Source organism: Dietzia sp. IN118 (genome assembly GCF_032905965.1).
Lineage (GTDB): Bacteria > Actinomycetota > Actinomycetes > Mycobacteriales > Mycobacteriaceae > Dietzia > Dietzia kunjamensis.
This window is the reverse complement of record NZ_JAUMSR010000001.1, coordinates 623331-639917: the sequence shown is the minus strand read 5'-3', so window position 1 is coordinate 639917 and position 16587 is coordinate 623331. Positions and strand designations below refer to the sequence as shown.

General features: G+C 67.8%; 20 protein-coding genes and 1 pseudogene. 8 read left to right on the top strand and 13 right to left on the bottom strand.

Features of this window, described 5'->3' with window-relative positions; all coding sequences use genetic code 11:
- Positions 1-36 precede the first annotated feature (36 nt).
- From Q2K20_RS03090 to Q2K20_RS03080, 3 genes are all read left to right on the top strand, one after another.
- The gene (locus tag Q2K20_RS03090; protein ID WP_132063127.1) at positions 37-300 is read left to right on the top strand and encodes a hypothetical protein; all 264 of its coding nucleotides are present in this window, start codon (positions 37-39) and stop codon (positions 298-300) included.
- 89 nt (positions 301-389) lie between these two features.
- Positions 390-1577, top strand: coding sequence for a GDSL-type esterase/lipase family protein (locus Q2K20_RS03085; protein WP_269505369.1), 1188 nt, complete (start codon positions 390-392; stop codon positions 1575-1577).
- Positions 1574-1819, top strand: coding sequence for a DUF6480 family protein (locus Q2K20_RS03080; RefSeq protein ID WP_067716083.1), 246 nt, complete (start codon positions 1574-1576; stop codon positions 1817-1819). The genes Q2K20_RS03085 and Q2K20_RS03080 overlap by 4 nt, the downstream gene beginning before the upstream one ends.
- 73 nt (positions 1820-1892) lie before the next feature.
- Here Q2K20_RS03080 and Q2K20_RS03075 read toward each other — a convergent pair whose 3' ends face one another.
- Positions 1893-2513: a hypothetical protein gene (locus Q2K20_RS03075; protein WP_269505372.1), complete on the bottom strand. Its 621-nt coding sequence runs from the start codon at positions 2511-2513 to the stop codon at positions 1893-1895.
- 6 nt (positions 2514-2519) lie between these two features.
- Positions 2520-2663, bottom strand: a complete 144-nt coding sequence (locus tag Q2K20_RS03070) for a hypothetical protein (RefSeq protein ID WP_156523574.1) — start codon at positions 2661-2663, stop codon at positions 2520-2522.
- A 297-nt stretch (positions 2664-2960) separates the two neighbouring features.
- Here Q2K20_RS03070 and Q2K20_RS03065 point away from each other — a divergent pair, with 297 nt between their 5' ends.
- Positions 2961-3503, top strand: coding sequence for a Dps family protein (locus Q2K20_RS03065; protein ID WP_067716080.1), 543 nt, complete (start codon positions 2961-2963; stop codon positions 3501-3503).
- A 173-nt stretch (positions 3504-3676) separates the two neighbouring features.
- Entirely contained in the window at positions 3677-4720 is a 1044-nt protein-coding gene (locus tag Q2K20_RS03060) for an alcohol dehydrogenase catalytic domain-containing protein (protein WP_269505377.1), read from the top strand.
- A gap of 48 nt (positions 4721-4768) precedes the next feature.
- Here the strand turns inward: Q2K20_RS03060 and Q2K20_RS03055 are convergent, their stop codons facing one another.
- The 3 genes from Q2K20_RS03055 to Q2K20_RS03045 form a co-directional block, all read right to left on the bottom strand.
- Positions 4769-5146 (bottom strand): excalibur calcium-binding domain-containing protein, encoded by a 378-nt coding sequence (locus Q2K20_RS03055; RefSeq protein WP_069388407.1) that lies wholly within the window; start codon positions 5144-5146, stop codon positions 4769-4771.
- Between the two features lie 100 nt (positions 5147-5246).
- Complete coding sequence (locus tag Q2K20_RS03050) at positions 5247-5933, bottom strand: hypothetical protein (RefSeq protein WP_269505381.1); 687 nt, start codon at positions 5931-5933, stop codon at positions 5247-5249.
- A gap of 37 nt (positions 5934-5970) precedes the next feature.
- Positions 5971-8538 (bottom strand): helix-turn-helix transcriptional regulator, encoded by a 2568-nt coding sequence (locus Q2K20_RS03045; protein WP_269505382.1) that lies wholly within the window; start codon positions 8536-8538, stop codon positions 5971-5973.
- 112 nt (positions 8539-8650) lie between these two features.
- On the opposite strand from Q2K20_RS03045, the gene Q2K20_RS03040 reads away from it, so the two are divergent.
- A complete protein-coding gene (locus tag Q2K20_RS03040; RefSeq protein WP_067716069.1) occupies positions 8651-9094 on the top strand; it encodes a hypothetical protein in 444 nt (147 codons plus the stop codon).
- Between the two features lie 34 nt (positions 9095-9128).
- Here Q2K20_RS03040 and Q2K20_RS03035 read toward each other — a convergent pair whose 3' ends face one another.
- The 5 genes from Q2K20_RS03035 to Q2K20_RS03015 form a co-directional block, all read right to left on the bottom strand.
- Entirely contained in the window at positions 9129-9509 is a 381-nt protein-coding gene (locus Q2K20_RS03035; protein ID WP_317176683.1) for a cupin domain-containing protein, read from the bottom strand.
- A 461-nt stretch (positions 9510-9970) separates the two neighbouring features.
- Positions 9971-10549, bottom strand: coding sequence for an AAA family ATPase (locus tag Q2K20_RS03030; RefSeq protein WP_081615253.1), 579 nt, complete (start codon positions 10547-10549; stop codon positions 9971-9973).
- A complete protein-coding gene (locus Q2K20_RS03025) occupies positions 10546-11085 on the bottom strand; it encodes a hypothetical protein (protein WP_132064195.1) in 540 nt (179 codons plus the stop codon). The genes Q2K20_RS03030 and Q2K20_RS03025 overlap by 4 nt, the downstream gene beginning before the upstream one ends.
- Before the next feature lie 107 nt (positions 11086-11192).
- Positions 11193-12026, bottom strand: a complete 834-nt coding sequence (locus Q2K20_RS03020; RefSeq protein ID WP_317176682.1) for a TIGR04255 family protein — start codon at positions 12024-12026, stop codon at positions 11193-11195.
- A gap of 748 nt (positions 12027-12774) precedes the next feature.
- Complete coding sequence (locus Q2K20_RS03015; protein WP_317176681.1) at positions 12775-13053, bottom strand: WhiB family transcriptional regulator; 279 nt, start codon at positions 13051-13053, stop codon at positions 12775-12777.
- Positions 13054-13180: 127 nt separating this feature from the next.
- Here Q2K20_RS03015 and Q2K20_RS03010 point away from each other — a divergent pair, with 127 nt between their 5' ends.
- Positions 13181-13795, top strand: coding sequence for a response regulator transcription factor (locus tag Q2K20_RS03010; RefSeq protein WP_317176680.1), 615 nt, complete (start codon positions 13181-13183; stop codon positions 13793-13795).
- 14 nt (positions 13796-13809) lie between these two features.
- On the opposite strand, the gene Q2K20_RS03005 is transcribed toward Q2K20_RS03010, so the two are convergent.
- Both Q2K20_RS03005 and Q2K20_RS03000 read right to left on the bottom strand, forming a co-directional pair.
- Positions 13810-14067, bottom strand: coding sequence for a type II toxin-antitoxin system ParD family antitoxin (locus Q2K20_RS03005; RefSeq protein ID WP_317176679.1), 258 nt, complete (start codon positions 14065-14067; stop codon positions 13810-13812).
- A gap of 516 nt (positions 14068-14583) precedes the next feature.
- Positions 14584-15723: a plasmid pRiA4b ORF-3 family protein gene (locus tag Q2K20_RS03000; protein WP_317176678.1), complete on the bottom strand. Its 1140-nt coding sequence runs from the start codon at positions 15721-15723 to the stop codon at positions 14584-14586.
- A gap of 70 nt (positions 15724-15793) precedes the next feature.
- Between Q2K20_RS03000 and Q2K20_RS02995 the strand changes: the two genes are divergently transcribed.
- Positions 15794-16402 (top strand): hypothetical protein, encoded by a 609-nt coding sequence (locus tag Q2K20_RS02995; protein ID WP_317176677.1) that lies wholly within the window; start codon positions 15794-15796, stop codon positions 16400-16402.
- A 51-nt stretch (positions 16403-16453) separates the two neighbouring features.
- On the opposite strand, the pseudogene Q2K20_RS02990 reads toward Q2K20_RS02995, so the two are convergent.
- Positions 16454-16573 (bottom strand): annotated as a pseudogene (locus tag Q2K20_RS02990) (helix-turn-helix domain-containing protein); the annotation flags it as partial.
- Between the last annotated feature and the right edge of the window lie 14 nt (positions 16574-16587).

Genomic DNA, 16587 nt, shown 5'->3' with positions numbered 1-16587 from the left:
AGAACAGTCGAGCAAGACCGAACCAGGGAGGACTCGATGTCGCAGTCACTAGTTCACTTCCTGCTGGTCTACAGCTTCGACGAACAGCGACTCATCCACCAGGACGAGTTCACCGATACCGAGCTGGCCGTCGCCGCCTACGAGGACACCGAGGCGCAGTACCGCAACAGCGCCGACGTCGACCGTTTCGAGGTCGTTCTTGTGGGAGCAGACAGCATCCAGACCGTGATGCGCACCCACGGCCACTACTTCAAGGACTCAGACGAAGCCATGTTCGCCGACCTCCTCGCAAGTCACTAGCCCTGTTAGACCGCGCCGAGCCCCCGCCGCCGGCAAACGCAGGCGCCCACCAGCCCGGCCACACGGCGCCCGTAGTGGACACTTGGCCCATGACCATCCGCACTCCCCTGACGCCCGAGCTCCTCCGCGGTCACGAGTACCTCGAGACGACCTCGCGCGGTCTCAGACCGCATCGGCTCCCGGCCTGGGTCACCGGCCAGTTCCCGGATCCGCAGTTGCTGTCGGTCGAGGCGCAGCCCTCCGGGGTCCGGGTCGCGGTGGTCACCGACGCGGAGAGCATCGAGCTGGTCACCCACCCCACCCGCCTCGCCTACCGCGGTATCCACCGTCCCCGCGGGAGCATCGATCTGGTGGTCGACCACCGACTCGTCGCGAGCGACCGGCTCACCGGCGGCGACGCCATCGAGACGGACCTCCAGACCGGCGTGACCGAGCTCGTGCCCGGCCCACCGCACCTCACGCGGTTCACCGGGCTGGGCGCCGGCGAGAAACTCGTCGAGCTGTGGCTGCCGCACAACGAGCAGGTCGACCTCGTCGAACTCCGGACGGATGCCCCGGTGACACCCGCACCAACGGACAGGCGCCGCTGGCTCCACCACGGGAGCTCGATCAGCCACGGCTCCAACGCCACGTCGCCGGCGCGGACCTGGCCCGCCCTCGCCGCCCGGCTCGGCGGCGTGGACCTGCGCAACCTCGGCGTCGGCGGCAGCGCGCTCGTCGACCCGTTCATGGCCCGCGTCATGCGCGACACCCCCGCCGACCTGATCAGCCTCAAGCTGGGCATCAACGTCACCAACTCGGACTCGATGCGGCTGCGCGCGTTCGTCCCCGCGGTGCACGGGTTCCTCGACACGATCCGTGACGGGCACCCCACCACCCCGCTGCTGCTCGTCTCGCCGATCTACTGCGGGATCCACGAGGACACGCCGGGCCCGGGCGCATTCGATCCGGACACCTTCCGCACGGGCGAGGTGCGGTTCATCGCGACGGGCGAGACCGGGGACACCGCGCAGGGGCGGCTGACTCTCCGCGTCATCCGTGACGCACTCGCGTCGATCGTGGAGGCCCGGGACGACGAGAACCTCCACCATCTCGACGGCACCGCGCTGTACGGATCCGCGGACGCCGACGAGCACCCGCTCCCCGACGCCCTGCACCCCGACACCGCCACGCATGAGCTGATCGGCACGCGCTTCGCCCGGCACGCGTTCGGGGACGGGGGCCCCTTCGCTCACGGCGATCGCGCCCGCGGCGAATCGTGTACACACGGGCTATGACGACTACGCCCCCGGATCCGGATCCCAGCGACTCCCCCGACCTCGACGCGGGCGGCTCCCCCGTGGGTCCCATGACGCCGGACTCGGATTCCACCTCCCTGGCCTCGGACAGCGCTCGCACGGGCCAGAGCCCGACCAAGTCGAACTCGCGGGCCGGCATCGTGGTGTTGCTGGCGATCGTGGTCCTGGTAGTGCTGGTGATGGTCTTCGGGCTCGTCGGGAGGATGTTCGGACTGGGGTGAGCGGACGGGGTGACGACGACGACGAGGGCCGCGGCAGAGTCCGATCCTGCCGCGGCCCTCGTTGCGTGAAGGCTCAGCTCCCGGCGACGGCGCCGATCAGCTGCCCGACGTCGATGTTGTTGATGAGGTCGGCGGAGAACACGGCGGGGTCGGCGCCGATGTCGCCCAGCGCGCTCGAGCCGGAGGTCAGCGACCCCAGACCCAGTCCCTCGAGGCTGCCGGTGACGGCTTCGGCGGGGTTGGGCTCGCGGATCGTCACGCAGGTGTTGATGGTGTTGGCGACCTTGCGGCCGCTGGCCAGGACGAGGGTCGTGGCGGCGCCGGTGTTGAGCACGTCGCCGGGGGTCGCGTCGTCGGGCACGCGGTAGGTGGTCTCGAGGGTGGCCTTGGCGTTGCCGGCGGTGGTCCACCCGGCCCCGGAGTGGCGGACGGAGTTGGTGGCGGAATCGCGGATCACGTCGTCGGTGACCGTCGACCACGTCTGGCCGCCGACCAGGTACCAGACGCTCTCCCGCGCCCGGACCAGCTCGAACCCGGCCGGATGGAAGTCGTCGATCCGGCCGACCAGGGCCCCGGCGCCGCTGACGGTGGTCCGGAACGTCACGGTCCCGCCGGGGGCGGCGGTGCCGTCGCCCACGACCTCCTTGGTGAGGTGGTAGTCGGTCCACAGGGTGGAGGCGTCGTTGAACGTCACGGTCTGCTAGGTCGCGCACTCTGTGGCGGTGGGCTCTGCGGTGACGGGCTCGGCACCGGCGACGCCGGCCCCGGTTCCCGCGGCGAGCCCGGAGGCGACGAGCAGTGCGGCCGCGCCGGTAGCGACGGATCGGAGGGTCCGTGACGTCATGTGAATCCTGTCTTCAGGCGACGGCCGCGGGGCCGCTCGATGCGAGTGAGGTGGCCGGCAGGTGAGCTGGTGCTCATCACGTGTCGGCGCTTCCGATGGTAGGTCGGAATCCGACATTTTGGACGGTTGTCTTGGTTCTTGACGGTGTCAACCTCACGGCCGATCCCCGGCCGATCACAGGGCCGATCGCCGGGCTGTTCGCCGGGCTGATCGCCGGGCTGTTCGCCGGTCGGCCGCCGGGCCGCACCGTAGCGGCGATCGGTCGCAACCGGCAGCCGCCGCCGCTACGGTCGAGCCATGCCTCAATTCACTGTTCCAGGATTGTCCAGCGCCGACTCCGCCACGCTCGCCGAGACGCTGCAGAAGCGCCTGACGGCGTGCAACGACCTGCACCTCACGCTCAAGCATGTGCACTGGAACGTCGTGGGTCCCAACTTCATCTCGGTGCACGAGATGCTCGACCCGCAGGTCGAGCTGGTGCGCGGCTTCGCGGACGTGCTGGCCGAGCGCATCGCCACGCTGGGCGGTTCGCCGGTGGGCACGATGGGCGCGAACGCCGATCACCGCTCGTGGGACGACTACTCCCTCGGCCGGGACACCGCGCAAGCCCACCTCGGTGCGCTCGACAAGGTCTACGACGGCATGATCTCCGACCACCGCAAGGCCATCGCGGTGGCCGGCGACGTGGACCCGGTCACCGAGGACATCCTCATCGGCCAGACCGCGGAGCTGGAGAAGTTCCAGTGGTTCGTGCGCGCACACCTCGAGAACGCCGCCGGCAGCCTGCCCACCGGTGACGACGCCTCGGAGAAGGCCGCCGCCAGGGACGCCTCCGCCTGAGCCGGGACACGCGCTGAGCCGCAACACGCGCTGAGCCGTCGGGCCGGACCCCTCCCCGGGGTCCGGCCCGTCGGCGTCTCTGGACAGCCGGCGCCTCTGGACAGCCGGGGGATACTTGTGACGGGCGTCACTCGTCTGGTGCGTCCTCCGGCGAGTCAGCGAGGTGTGCAGCCATGAAGGCAGTCGTGTTCGAGGGTTTCAAGACCTTTCCCGTACTCAAGGATGTCGACCGGCCCTCCCCGGGTCCCGGCGAGGTCCTGCTCAAGGTGGCCGGTTCCGGTGCGTGCCATTCCGACGTGGGCCTGTTCCACGATTTCCCCGGCGATCCCACGGGCTTTCTCACCCCGCCGTTCACCCTGGGCCACGAGGTCTCGGGCTGGGTGGAGGAGCTGGGCCCGGGCGTCACCGGGCTGACGGAGGGCGACGCGTACCTGGTCTACGGCCCGATTGGCTGCGGCCGGTGCAAGTCGTGTTCGCGCGGGCAGGACACCTATTGCCAGGACGTGCCGTCGGTCGGCTACCTGGCCACCGGGCTGGGGCGCGACGGCGGCATGGCCGAGTACATGACCACCTACGCCCGCAACCTCGTCCCCCTCGGCGACGCCGACCCCGTGGCCGCGGCCCCGCTCGCCGACGCCGGCCTGACCCCGTATCACGCCATCAAGCGCGCGATGCCCCACCTCACCACGCCCGGGGCGACCGCGCTGTGCATCGGCCTGGGCGGTCTGGGCCTGGTCGGGGTGCAGATCATCAGGGCGCTCACCGGGGCCACCGTCTACGCCACCGACACCAAGCCCGACGCGGTCGCCGCCGCGGAGGCCGACGGCGCGATCGGTGTCCCCACCGAGGGCGCCGCCGAGAAGGTCAGGGAGCTGACCGGCGGGCTCGGCGTCAACGCGGTGTTCGACTTCGTCGGCGCCGCCCCGACCCTCGAGCTCGCCGCGGCCTGCGTGGCCCAGCAGGGCTCGCTGACGGTGGTGGGCCTGGCCGGCGACGACTTCGCCTGGAACGCCTTCAAGCTGCCCTACGAGGTCGACTTCTCCTCCACCTATTGGGGCACGCTCGAGGACCTCCACGAGGTGGTGGAGTTGTACCGGGCGGGCAGGATCTCGCCGGAGGTCCACGTGTATCCGCTCGACCGGGCGCTGGAGGCCTACCAGCAGCTCGTCGACGGCCAGATCAGCGGGCGGGCCGTGATCGCGCCGCACGGAACGTAACCCCGCGAGGACACCGCGCCCACCGCCCGCCGCAGGAGCCAGCCAGCCCTAGCGGTTGTCCCGCTCGCAGGCGATGCCGTCGTTGTCGCCGTCCATCGACGGGTCGTAGTACTCGCTGCCGCGGTGGATGGGGGCCACTCCGAGGTCCCACGCCTCGCGACAGCCCGAGAGCCGACGGGCCGGCGTGGTCGCGGGCGCGCTCTCGACCGGCGCGGGCATGAACTGCGGGGCCCAGACCAGCGGGAACGGCAGGAGCGGCAGGGTGGCGGGGTCGAATCCCATCGGGACCGGTACGACGATCGGCGCGATGTCCGGTACGGCGATGACCCCCGAACCGACGGGGATCTCGGCAGCGACGGCGGAGGGGGCGGCGCCGAGGGCGACGAGAGTCGCCAGGCCGAGAGCGGTGAGGGAACGACGGATCATGGTGTGAACCTCGAGAGGGAAGGCCATGGGAGTGGCGTTGAGTAGTGAGCTCAGATTAACCGAGGCACGTTCACGTCGCTGACCGTTTCGCGCGGACGCATCACACGAGCATGCGCCGGGAATGCGACCGCGAGAGCTCATAGGTCTTGACGATCCAGAACGTCGCGAAGGCGTAGAGCGCGGCGGTCTCGACCAGGAACAGCCACAGGGTGGAGTCCATCAGCCAGGCGATGAGCAGCGCCAGGGCCGGGAAGAGCAGGACCAGCACCACCAGGATCCGATAGCCCAGGCGGTAGCTGCGCTGCAGCTCCGCGTTCGGGATGGAGGCGATTGTCTCCTGCCCGTAGAAGAAGATCGACAGTGCCGCCAGGACGAAGAAGGACGTGGCTGCCACCGCGTGGGTGATGCTCACCGCGTTCAGTCCGGGCATCACCGGGTCCTCGGTCGGGAAGAGTGCGACGACGATCGCGAGGGTGCCGGCGGCGTTGAGCAGCCAGTTCTCACCGCGCGTATAGCCGCGGTACGCCACCAGAGCGACCCCGATCGCCACCAGGGTTCCGACGAACAGCCCGCGGGCCGGCGTGTAGTAGAAGGAGCTCAGCGAGTCCATCATCGGAAAATCGGGGTCGAGGGTGACCCACACCAGAAGTGCCACGGGAAGGCCGATGGCCGCGCCCGCGATCACCATCCGGAGCACGAAGTACGTCTCCACGATGTAGGCCGCCGGGGCCTCGCAGAAGGTCGCCCGATCACCCGGGGCCTGCCGACCACTCTCTGACTGCTGCACGCGCACACCTCGAATCCGACTCGGCCCCGCCGTGGTCTCAGCCTCGCAGTCGGGTACCCGTCTTGGTGTAGATCCGGTTGAGGTGCCCCTCCACCGTCCGCTTGGACAGGTGGAGTTCGGCGGCGATCTCGGCGTTGGTCAGTCCCTGCCCCACCAGGTCGGCGATCTGGGATTCGCGGCGGGTCAACGAGACCCCGGCCGGGACCGAGACCGCCGGGCCACCGACGCGGGTGAGGCCGGCAAGGGGCCCGCCCAGCTCGGTGGTCGCGAGCATCCGCTCCGCCTGGGAGTGGTACTGCGATCCCGGGGACGCCGCTTCGCGGGCACGGTCCGCGGCGACCGCCGCCACCATGTGCAGCCCGTACGTCCGGGCCCGGCGGGCCGCGTCCAGCAACAACCGGGGGTTGCGGGCCGACATCGCCACCGCCAGGTCGCGTACCAGCACCGGCACGTCGCCGGTGACGTCCACCTGGGCCAGTGCCCGGCAGATCTCCGGGTCCGCGGTGAGGACCCCGGCCAGGGCAGCGCGGGTGGCGGCACCGTTCAGCCCCTCGTCGATCAGCGACCGGACGACCTCGCCCGCCTCGTCGGGGCGGCCCAGGCAGACGAGCACCCCCGCCTCCACGCCGCGGATCTCGGGACCCACCGGCGAGTTGGCGTACCCCGGGATGGCGCGCATCCGCTGCAGGTACTCCTCCGCCGTGGCCGCCTGCCCGGACATCGCGGCGGCCAGCGCGTACAACGACAGCGCACGGGACAGGAAATCCTCGGGACCATCCACCTCGACGATCGCCACCGCGTCGGACGCCGCACTGATCGCGGCCGGCAGGTCACCGGCGGCCAGTGAGATCTCGGCGTCGACCACCCGTCGCACGCCGTGATCGACGCGCACGGAATCGTCCTGCTCCACGGCGACGACCGGCGCCAACTCGGTGAGCAGCGCAGTGATCCCGAAGCCGTGCAGCATCACCGACACCAGCGCCGCCAGGAACTCCTCCGACGCCCACGTCTGGTTGCCCATCGAGCGGGACCGGCGGGCCACGCGCCGGATGACCGCCAGGGCCGCATCGGACTGCCCCATGGCGTCCAGCGCGAGGGCGTGGATCGGCTCCAGGCGGCGCGCCCACTCGGCCGGAAGATCAGCGGTGAGCTCGCCGTAGGCGCAGGCCGCCTCGCGGTAACGGCCCGAGTAGCTCAGGTGCACCACGGCCAGCGCGTCGAGCACCGCGTGCCCCGGGTGGCCGGCGGGGAGCCACTGATGCGCTGAGGCGATCAGCGGCAGCGACTTCTCGGGGCCGCGGTCGCGGTAGTGCGCGAGGTCCGCGCGGGCCGTGACGTTCTCGATGAGCACCCGGGTGTGGTCGGCCCCGCCGGGATCGTCCCGCAGGCAGGCCAGCGAGCGGTCGAACATCGCCGCGGCGTCGGGCAGCCGGTCGAGCAGGCGGAGACACGAGCCCGCGATCAGCGACAGCTCGGCCTGCTGGAACGACGCTGTGTTGAGCGCGGAGCGCTGGGCGGCGTCGTGGAGCTCCACCCCGGTGCGGTAGTCGTGGCCGTCGAGGGCGGCGCGGGCGGCGGCCACCACACACCCCGCGTCGATGGGGCGGGCGTTGACCAGCGCCCACAGGATGATTCGCGGGTCCGGTTGGAAGGGAGCCGCCATGCCGGTGATCTCGCCTGAAGCCCGCCCGCCGGCCCGGTCGTCGGCCCGCTCGCTGGCCCGGCCTGCGTCACGGCATGCAGCGCGATCGAGCACGGCCGCGTAGACCTCGCGGCGCCGCCGGTGATCGGCGCCGGCCCGCAGCGTCCTGGCCAGGACCGGCGGCTGCACCGACAGCACCTCGATGCCGCCCTCGTGCCGCTCGAGCAGCATCCCGCGGGAGAGGAGGTCGCTCACCACGTCGTCATCGTGTAGCCGAGCCAGGTCGTCGAGCAGGATGCGTCGGGCGAGGGCCGCGGTGGTGAGGGGGCCGAGGTCCGCGGCGGCCGTGCGGGGGTCGATCCACAGGTGCGGGTCGACGGCCACGCCCGCGATCGCGGTCGCGGGATCCTCGACCAACTCCAGCCGATCGCGGGTGCGGCGGGTCAGCTTGCGGGCGGCCAGGTCGTCGTAGGTGGCGCGCAGCGCCGTGAGATTGCCGTGCGAGCACGCCCACAGCGCCTCGACCAGTCGCGCCGAGACGGGCATCCCGACGGCCGCCGAGACCACCTTCTCCGATTCGCCGCGCGTGAGCGGACGCAGCGGCAGCCGGGTGGTGCGGACGCTCACCTCGTCGTCGTATCCAGGGGGCAGTGCCGCGCCCACCCTTGCCGATGCCACCAGGACCGCACCCGGGGGCACCTCACGGGGCGGTCGGGGTCCGGGGCCGGCGACGCCGGGCGCACCGACCCCGGACAGCGCACCGAGACGATCCAGGTCGTCCCACACCACCACGGGGACGCCGGCGGCGCGGAGACCTGCGGCGATGTCGGCCGCGCACCGGCTGGCGCCTGCGCCCGGAGGCCCCACCACGAGCACGCCGCGCCGCGTGTCGGCACATCGCGCGGTCGCGCGTGCCACGGTGTCGGACCGCACCGCCGCACGGGTCGTGTTCCACGCGGGCACGGGACCCTCCTCGCTGCGCCGAAAAAATCAGGTGTGACGCACTCTATCGACACCTGTCTGCGGCGGTACACGCTATAGGCAATCTGTTCCGTTTTCGTGGAGAGGTAACCGCATGACCCGACCGTCGACCGTCACCGCCGCGTCGTGGATCTGGCTGTTCTGCGGCCTGTTCAGCACGCTCACCATCACAGGCGTGCTGGCGGCGACCGACCTGTTCGGGTTCGTCGTGCCGCTCGGCGGCCCCGAGGACGTGTCGACCGCCGCCCCGGGGGTCGCATGGATCGGCGCGATCATCGCGATGGGCATGGTGTCGGCGATAGTCCTGCAGGTGGTGGCCGCGGTGAAACTGCGCGACGGCGAGCGGTGGGCGCGGGCGCTGTTAACGATCGCGGCAGGCCTCACGCTGGTCACCGCGCTCTGGGACATCACCCTGTGGTCGGCGTGGGTGCTGCTCGGGGCCCACCTAGTGGCGTTCGTCCTGGCGTACACCGACTCCGCCACCGCGTACCTCGAGGTCCGGTCCCCCGACCCGGCGTGGGCGCCGGTCTACGCGTAACCCGGGCAGGAGGGTCGCTGGTCACACCGGCCGCCTACTGCTCACACTTCGCGAGATCCGTCTCCTCCGTCGGCATCCCCTCCGGAGTGAAGTGGGTGACCATCACCACCAGGTCCTCCGACCCCTCATTGACCGTCTCGTGCACGTACCGAGGGTCTTCGACCACCGAATCGCCGGCGCGGTAGACGTGTACGCCGCCGGGGTGGGCGTCGGCGTAGTGGGTGAGTTCGCCCTGCTCCACAACCACGACCAGTTGTCCGTGGTGGCAGTGTCGACCGGTGCCGACCCCGGGCGCGAGGGTGATACTGCGGTGCGTCACCGTCACCCCGTCGGCGCCGCCGTCCACAGCCAGCTCGATGGGTTCGTCCTGCTTGACTTCGACAATGTCCAGGGCGCGGATGGTATCCCGCTCCACTACAGGAGGCTCGGTCGATTGCGGGCTGCACGCGGCCGTCGCAAGCACGGGTACTGCGACGGCGAGTGCGACGCCGCCTCGGATCGATGGGCGCGTCATGGTCACTCCCCCGCGTCCGCTCGGACGGTCTCGACTCACAGGCTCGGCTCCACGCTAACGCACACCGGGACGCGGGTGAAGGATCGATTACGGAAGGTTGATAAGGGAACTGCACCGACGACGACGGCTCTCCCGCGTCCGCCCCCAAGCATTGGGAAGGCGGAACTGACGGGGTGGGCGGTCACTGCACGGCCGGTTGGCACTCCGGCCGCGGCAGGGAACTTTTTTCGTCAATGCGCGTCCACCAACGAGCAGAGAAAGGAAGCGGCGGTTTCGGGCTACAACCAGGCCGCTCGAGGGAGCAATCACGACTGCGGCGAATACAAGGTCAACCAGCCAGCCTGCGCCGACCATTTGGCGATTTACAGCTCTCGCGAACCACGCAAGAGCGTTGCCGGAGTCCAGTCTGGCCAATCAGGCTCGTCCACAAGTATGCCATTGATATATTGCGCAACCACGCGCGTTTTTGAGCGCTCGTTGCTGTATATCGTTGCCTGCCCACAGCGTGGGATGGCAGCTTGAACAAGAGGCCACACACGGTGGTAACGCTCACGGATCTTGCTTTCGGGAACAGAATGGCCGCCACTATTCACGCGCAGACGGACCCTTTCGACTGCAAACTGTTCGGGCACCATCAATACATGGAGGACCACTCGGAAACCCGCGTCGCGGGCACGATCAATTAGTTCGAGCTTCGACGGGTGCGAAAAGACCGTTTCTGCAATGAATGACCTGCGGCGCACAATAAGCTGGTTCCGAGTTAACTCCGCGACCTTTGCTGCTTCGTAGGAGTGCGACTCTGGGTCTGTCGGCCATTTGCGTTTAGCGATCTCGTCCGCATTTACAAACGGCACACCCAGTAGCGGCTGCAATTGTCGATCGACTAGTGTCGACTTACCCGCGCCGTTGCAACCCACGACCAAGTCTAGGCGCGGATTCACCAGTCAAGTACGACCGTAGATCCGTCTGGCCGGTATTCGACCATACGTCCAGCGTCATCCAACGCGACCGAGGCAAATCCTTCCGACGCGCGACGCTCTACATGATCGTCGCTACTTAGCCTTTCCTCCAGCCGGGCATCGAAACCGGCGTCGTGAACCACCGCGTCCTCCTCGGGAAGTAGCTCGCTCGGTATTGATCCCGTTTTTTCTTCAACCAAACGTCGATATACGGACAACCGAGCAATTAAGTTGCCGGCGATCTTTTTCCAGTCATCGACTTCCATGCCTCGACCGGCCACCACCGCAGAAGCTTTTCTATCCCCCTCGTGCACCTCTGGACCCAGTGAAGCATCTGTAAGCCGCTCATCGGACCCCGCCGAGCCTAGAGTGTTCACATAGTTTTCAATGAGCACTCGCGAAACAAACGTTTTGAGTTCGGAATCTAAGACGTTTTCGCTGGCGACTACAAGCCTTACCGACTTAGCGAATTCATCCGCGCGCGCTTCGCTACCACTTAGCGCCGATCGAATTGCCATGTATCCGGGACTTCCTGAGCCTGACAAGATCGCCTTATACGCGGAGTTGAATTTATCTTCCGAAGACGGTAGGTGCGAAATCCCCGCAGCCCTATCAGTTAGTGTCATTATCGGATCAAACTCCTTGTAGCGTCCGTAATAGAGGCTTCAAAAGCATAGTTCTTTACCGCCCTTAGCGAGGCCAACTCGTCCACCAATTGATCCCCCATCCTCTCCGCCGAAACATCAATCACAACGGGCCGCCGTGCGTCGATATCCAAAACAACCTGAACGCCGCCAGGCTCGTCGCCATCCGGCGGCAGGCTGGCTGTCGTGATAGCGACCGTGCCCTCTTCCGCTATGGGTAGGACTATTTTGCCGAAAAATCCTACCGCGGATTGCGTCAGGAAGGAAGGGATCTCGACAGTGGTTCTTACGTAGTCGCGAATATCTGTTACTCTGTCGGGGAGTTCGATCTTATTAATGTACCTAATTCCTACAGCTTCTATCCGGCGTGGGGCGACGGCCGCAACATAGCTAGAAAGGGCATTCGTGGCGTGCGCGAGGAATCTCTCCCAGGTCAAATATTTCTCAGTGGTGGAGTACACGAACTCAGTCGCCCCACAGAACGCTACGTGCTCACCTTCCTCCGAATAAGGCGTGGCGCTTGATTCAAACGTGTACCCCTTAATATGCGCGTCTCTGGTGGCGGTGGGGGGGTCGCTAAGTGTGTAACGGACTTCGCCGACAGCTTCAGCGGTCACCGTAGGGCCTGAGAAGGTATCTTGATCGCCGTATACGTGTTCCAAAGAGTCGAGTTCAAGCCCCAGTCTTGGTTCAACCTCGATGGACATTATTGCTTCCACGATCGGCGCGGCAGCATAACTCTCCACCGGCAACTCGATTTGCGGCGAAGACGTCAAAACGTTGACATCGTCGTCTCGGAGCTCATGGGTACTCACAGATCCCACACTAGCCGAGCGGTTACCGCCGCTTGGCGGACCGACATCGGCGATCCGGCGTTTCTAGGTCCTGACGGCTCCTGCATGCCTTCCCCTCAGGGCCCTGCCCTCTAGCAGTAGTGCCGATCCATCCCGCACTCATGCAGTACACATGAGTCGGCGCGCACCCCTACTCTGGATCACCGCCGCAACGTCGTTGTCATCGCCACCGGTCGCGCGGCTGCGCGCTGGCCTGATACCGCCAAACTGTGACTGGACGACCTCATCGTTGAGCCCTCGCGTGATCGGGAGCTCGGCAGCGCTGCCGCAAGGCTGGCGCGCCGGGGCCAACGGCAAGCAATGCCCATGACGTCCACGTCTCAGACAACGGGCAGCGGAAGTGGCGGGCCGGCTGGTACCGGCCCGCAGTCGCCGGGTGGCACGGAACCGGCCGTCCTCCGCCGCGCGGCGACCGCCGCCTCGCGCACCCCGATCTCATAGCGAGGTCGATTTTGATCGCGTTTGCTCAGGCGAGACCAGCACCGATCGCTCAATTATGAGCACTCGACGAGGCCGCCAACCAGAGCGTTCCGAGCTTTCAGTGTCAGTTCCGAGGGTGGTTTATGGGTGGGGCAGGCGTCGTGGGCCATGTCGAGACTCCCACGCGAGTGCGTGGTACGTTCCTACATCCTCACCTGGGGCGGGTCGGTACGAGGACTGCAGCTCCACCCCAGCCCGGGTAGCTCGCGTGAGCTTGGAACCCCTCATCTCACCCCGTCCGCTGCCGCCCGGCGAGCTTGTGCCGGTCGAGTTCGGTCATCCCACCCCAGACGCCGTAGAGCTCGCCGGCCTCGATCGCGGACTTCCGGCAGGTCTCGAGCACGGCGCAGCCGGAGCAGATCGCCTTGGCGGCGTCCTCCTTACGACGACGCACTCCCTTGGGCTCGTCCTCCGCACTGTAGAAGAGGTCGGGGTCCCCGATGCACGCTCCGTCGTCCCTCCACGCCCAGTACTCCGATGTGGGTTTCAGATTCCTGAACCGTGGCACTCGTACTCCTGTCGCGGAAGGCGGAAGATCAACGACGAAGTGTCTCCCGGGACCACCCGGGCGCGCCTCACCCTTAGGGGTGTAATCGCTGGCGCGGCCGGTTGTCGTCCGTTGCTAGGCTCTGCACATGCCGATCAGGGTCACAGTGGTCAATGACTACCTCGTCGTCGCCGGGGTGAACGCCTTCCTGGCCCCCTACTCCGACCGGATCGAGATGGTGGAGAAGGAGATGGTCACCAGCGGCTCGGCCACGGTGGACGTGGCCCTGTACGACTCCTTCGCCTCATCCCTGGGCAAGGACGACCGCCTCGAGAACCTCCTGCAGGATCCGACCATCGGGGCGGTCGCCGTCTACTCGTTCACCTCGGACCCGGCCGCGGTCCGCGACAGCCTCGACGCGGGCGCCCACGGGTTCCTGTCCAAGTCCCTGACCGCTCCCGAGCTGGTGAGCGGCATCGAGCAGATCGCCGCCGGGAACCGCGTCACCCTCACGGGAACGGGCCTGCCGATCATGGGTCCCGACAAGTGGCCTGCCAAGGAGGCCGGCCTCTCACACCGTGAGGCCGAGGTGGTCAGCCTGATCGTGCAGGGGCTGTCCAATGACCAGATCGCCGAGCAGTGCTACCTCTCGCTCAACACGGTCAAGACCTACGTGCGTTCGGCCTACCGCAAGATGGACGTGACCACCCGGGCGCAGGCTGTCGCGTGGGGCATCGAGAACGGCCTCAAGCCCGACCGGTAGGACTGAGTGCGACTTCACACGTGACGGGACGGATCCATTCGCCGGTGGAGGAGCCTGATGAACGCGTCGAAGTCGAACTCCTCCGGCGCACCGCTCTCCTCGCCGGTAATGAGCGCGCGGCGCAGTGCGGCGAGTTGGGTTTCGTGGTCCTCGAGGAGCCGGAGCCCAGCTCGGACGACCTCGCTGGCTGAACGGTAGCGCCCGGAGTCGACCTCGCGAGCGAGGAAGTCGATGAAGTGCTGGTCCAGACTGATGGAGGTATTCTGAGCCATGCGGCAACAATACCAATAGTTGGTATTACCGCGGCTCCGGATTCAGCTCCGGCCACGCCGATCGAGCGGGACCACGGTGGGCGGGCGGTCGCGGCGGTCAGAGAAGCGCGCAGAGAGAATAGGGCCAACGAGACCTCAAGAGGTCGAAGCACTCCCCCGGGTGAACCCTTGGGAACGGACGACGACGAGGCTCGCCTCCGCCCGGGTCGGCCCGCATTCACTGAACGGCGCGGAACCGGTCGCGCAGGAACGTGTCGTTTGCGGCTTTTGTCCTTTTGTATCCTTTGCGATTTTTGTCCAGGGGTTTTCTTGACCCGGAGATCCTGTTCTTCGGCTCGTGGCGGGGGCGATGAGCGCGGCGGCCAGCGGTCTCGACCCGAATGTCGTCACCGCCCAGCTCCACCTTGACGCTGGTGAAATGCGCGGGGCACTTTCTGGATGGGGTCGACGCTCAGTGTCGGCAGGTTCTCGCCTGTTTCGGGTGAGCTCTCCGGGTTGCGGCACCGACGACGCCCGTCACCACCAGTCGAGCGGGGTGCCGTAGAGCCGGTCGTGCGGCAGGCTGCGGGCGATGAGCTCGGTGAGGGCCTCGTGGTCGTTCTTCAACGCGGTACCGCGGCGGGTCGGGCGGAGCTCCCCCTTGTACTTGCGCACCAGCCCCAGCGCCCGGGCCCAGTCGCGCAGCTGCCAGATCGGGTACGTCTGGTCTTCGCGATTGTTCTTCCCGATCCACTTGCGGTCCCAGCCGGTGTCGATCATCAGTTGCTCGACCATCGTCGGCGGCAGGTACCCGGCCGCGGTGAGCTTGACGCCGTCCCCGATCCGCTCCAGCAGTATCTGCAGCTTGGACGCCTCATCCTGCTGGACTTCCCGGAGGGTGGCGGGCATGTCAGCGATCTCTACCACGCGCTGTTGCGCATCGTCGAGGTCGAACGCTTCCGCGTCCCACCCCGCCCAGAACTCGAGGGTGTGCGGGTCCCAGCCGTCCGGGTCGGCGTCCCCGGCTATCCACTCGTTGTATGACCAGATCCCTCCGCAGTCCTCCGGTGGGCATGCCCGGCGGCCGGCCACCACGGTTGCATCCGGGGACTCGCCGTCGTCGTCGTCGGGCTCCAGGACCTTCTCCACGGTGACGCGGTGCCACCAACTGTCACCGAAGTCGTACAGGTACAGGAACTTGTCGCCGGCACTGTGCGCCAGCTCGTCGAGTCGTACGTCGGCCTCGTCGAGCTCGCCCATCTCCCCGGCGTCGGGGTAGTCCATGGAGGCGAAGTGCTCGGCGTCGCGGTCCCGGCGCGACGACGCGTGGACGAACTCGTGCAGGTGACTGTTCGTCCAGCCCATCACCTCCTGCAGGATCAGGTGCAGGCGCGGCAGCATGAGGTCGCTGCGCAGGTCCAGGCGTCGCCAGATGGGCGGGGACGAGTCCTGCAGCTCGACCTTGACACGGTAGATCACCGGTGTCTCGCGCCTCGGGTGTCGCCGGTTGACGGCCGGGCGTTCCCACGGGGACTGGTAGGCAGCCCCGGCCGCCAGCGAGGCCATCAGCTCGGTCTGCGGGACTCCCGCGCTCGCCAGCGCATCGAGAACGGCCTGTTTCAGTTCATCTGCGGAGAGGTCGCCTGGTCCGTACGGGCGATCTATCGAAGGCGTCACCTCACCGACGATACGAGATGCGAGCGGCGCGCTAGGACACCCCCCGTTTGGAGAAGTAGTCTCACCTGCCATGGACACCGTCGAGCCCGGCCTGTTCGACCTACCCGAGCCCGCGCCTGAGCCCACCCCGCAACCCTCGCCTGCGCGGCCCCGCCCCGGGAGGAACCGCGAGACGTGGGCCTGCACTGTGTCCGCGGAGGTGGCGATAGTCGACACGGCGGCGGTGACGGCGGCGCTGGCCCAGTACCTTGAGGACACGGTGGTGGTCGATGCGTTCTCCGGTGCGGTGATCGAGGACCCGGCGAGCGAGGAGGCGGGGCCCGATCCCACCCTGCCGCCGCTGCCTCAACTGTCCTGGCTGATCTGGCCCACGGGCGGCGTGGAGGAGCTCCTCGAAGAGGGCGCGTTCCGGGTTCTCGATGTTGAGAGCGCTGTAACCACCGAGACCTACGACCGGGGCACGATCACGTGGACGGTCACGGTCAAGCTCACCGACGTCCAGCTCCTGCGTCGCGTCGCCACGCGAGCCCACCCCGCCGACGCCGACCTCATCGCGAACAGTCTGTCGGTCGCGTGGCAGCGCGCTGCCGACTCGTTCGCTCCCCTGCGTACGATCCCCGGGATCTCGTGGCGGCCGGAGTCCGTCGAGGTCGAGCACGTGCCGGCGCGGAAGCGATGACGACGACGAGGAGGTCAACCAACGCCACGGTCGGCCCGTCTCGGAGAGCCTCCGGAGCGTATCGAGCTTCACCCGATCAAGTTCTCCACGTTCGATATCCGATACCCGGTTCTGTCCAACGTGCAGCTTGTGCGCGACGTCTTCTTGCGTGAGCTCACGTGCCCAGCGCAGGCGTCGCGAAATTG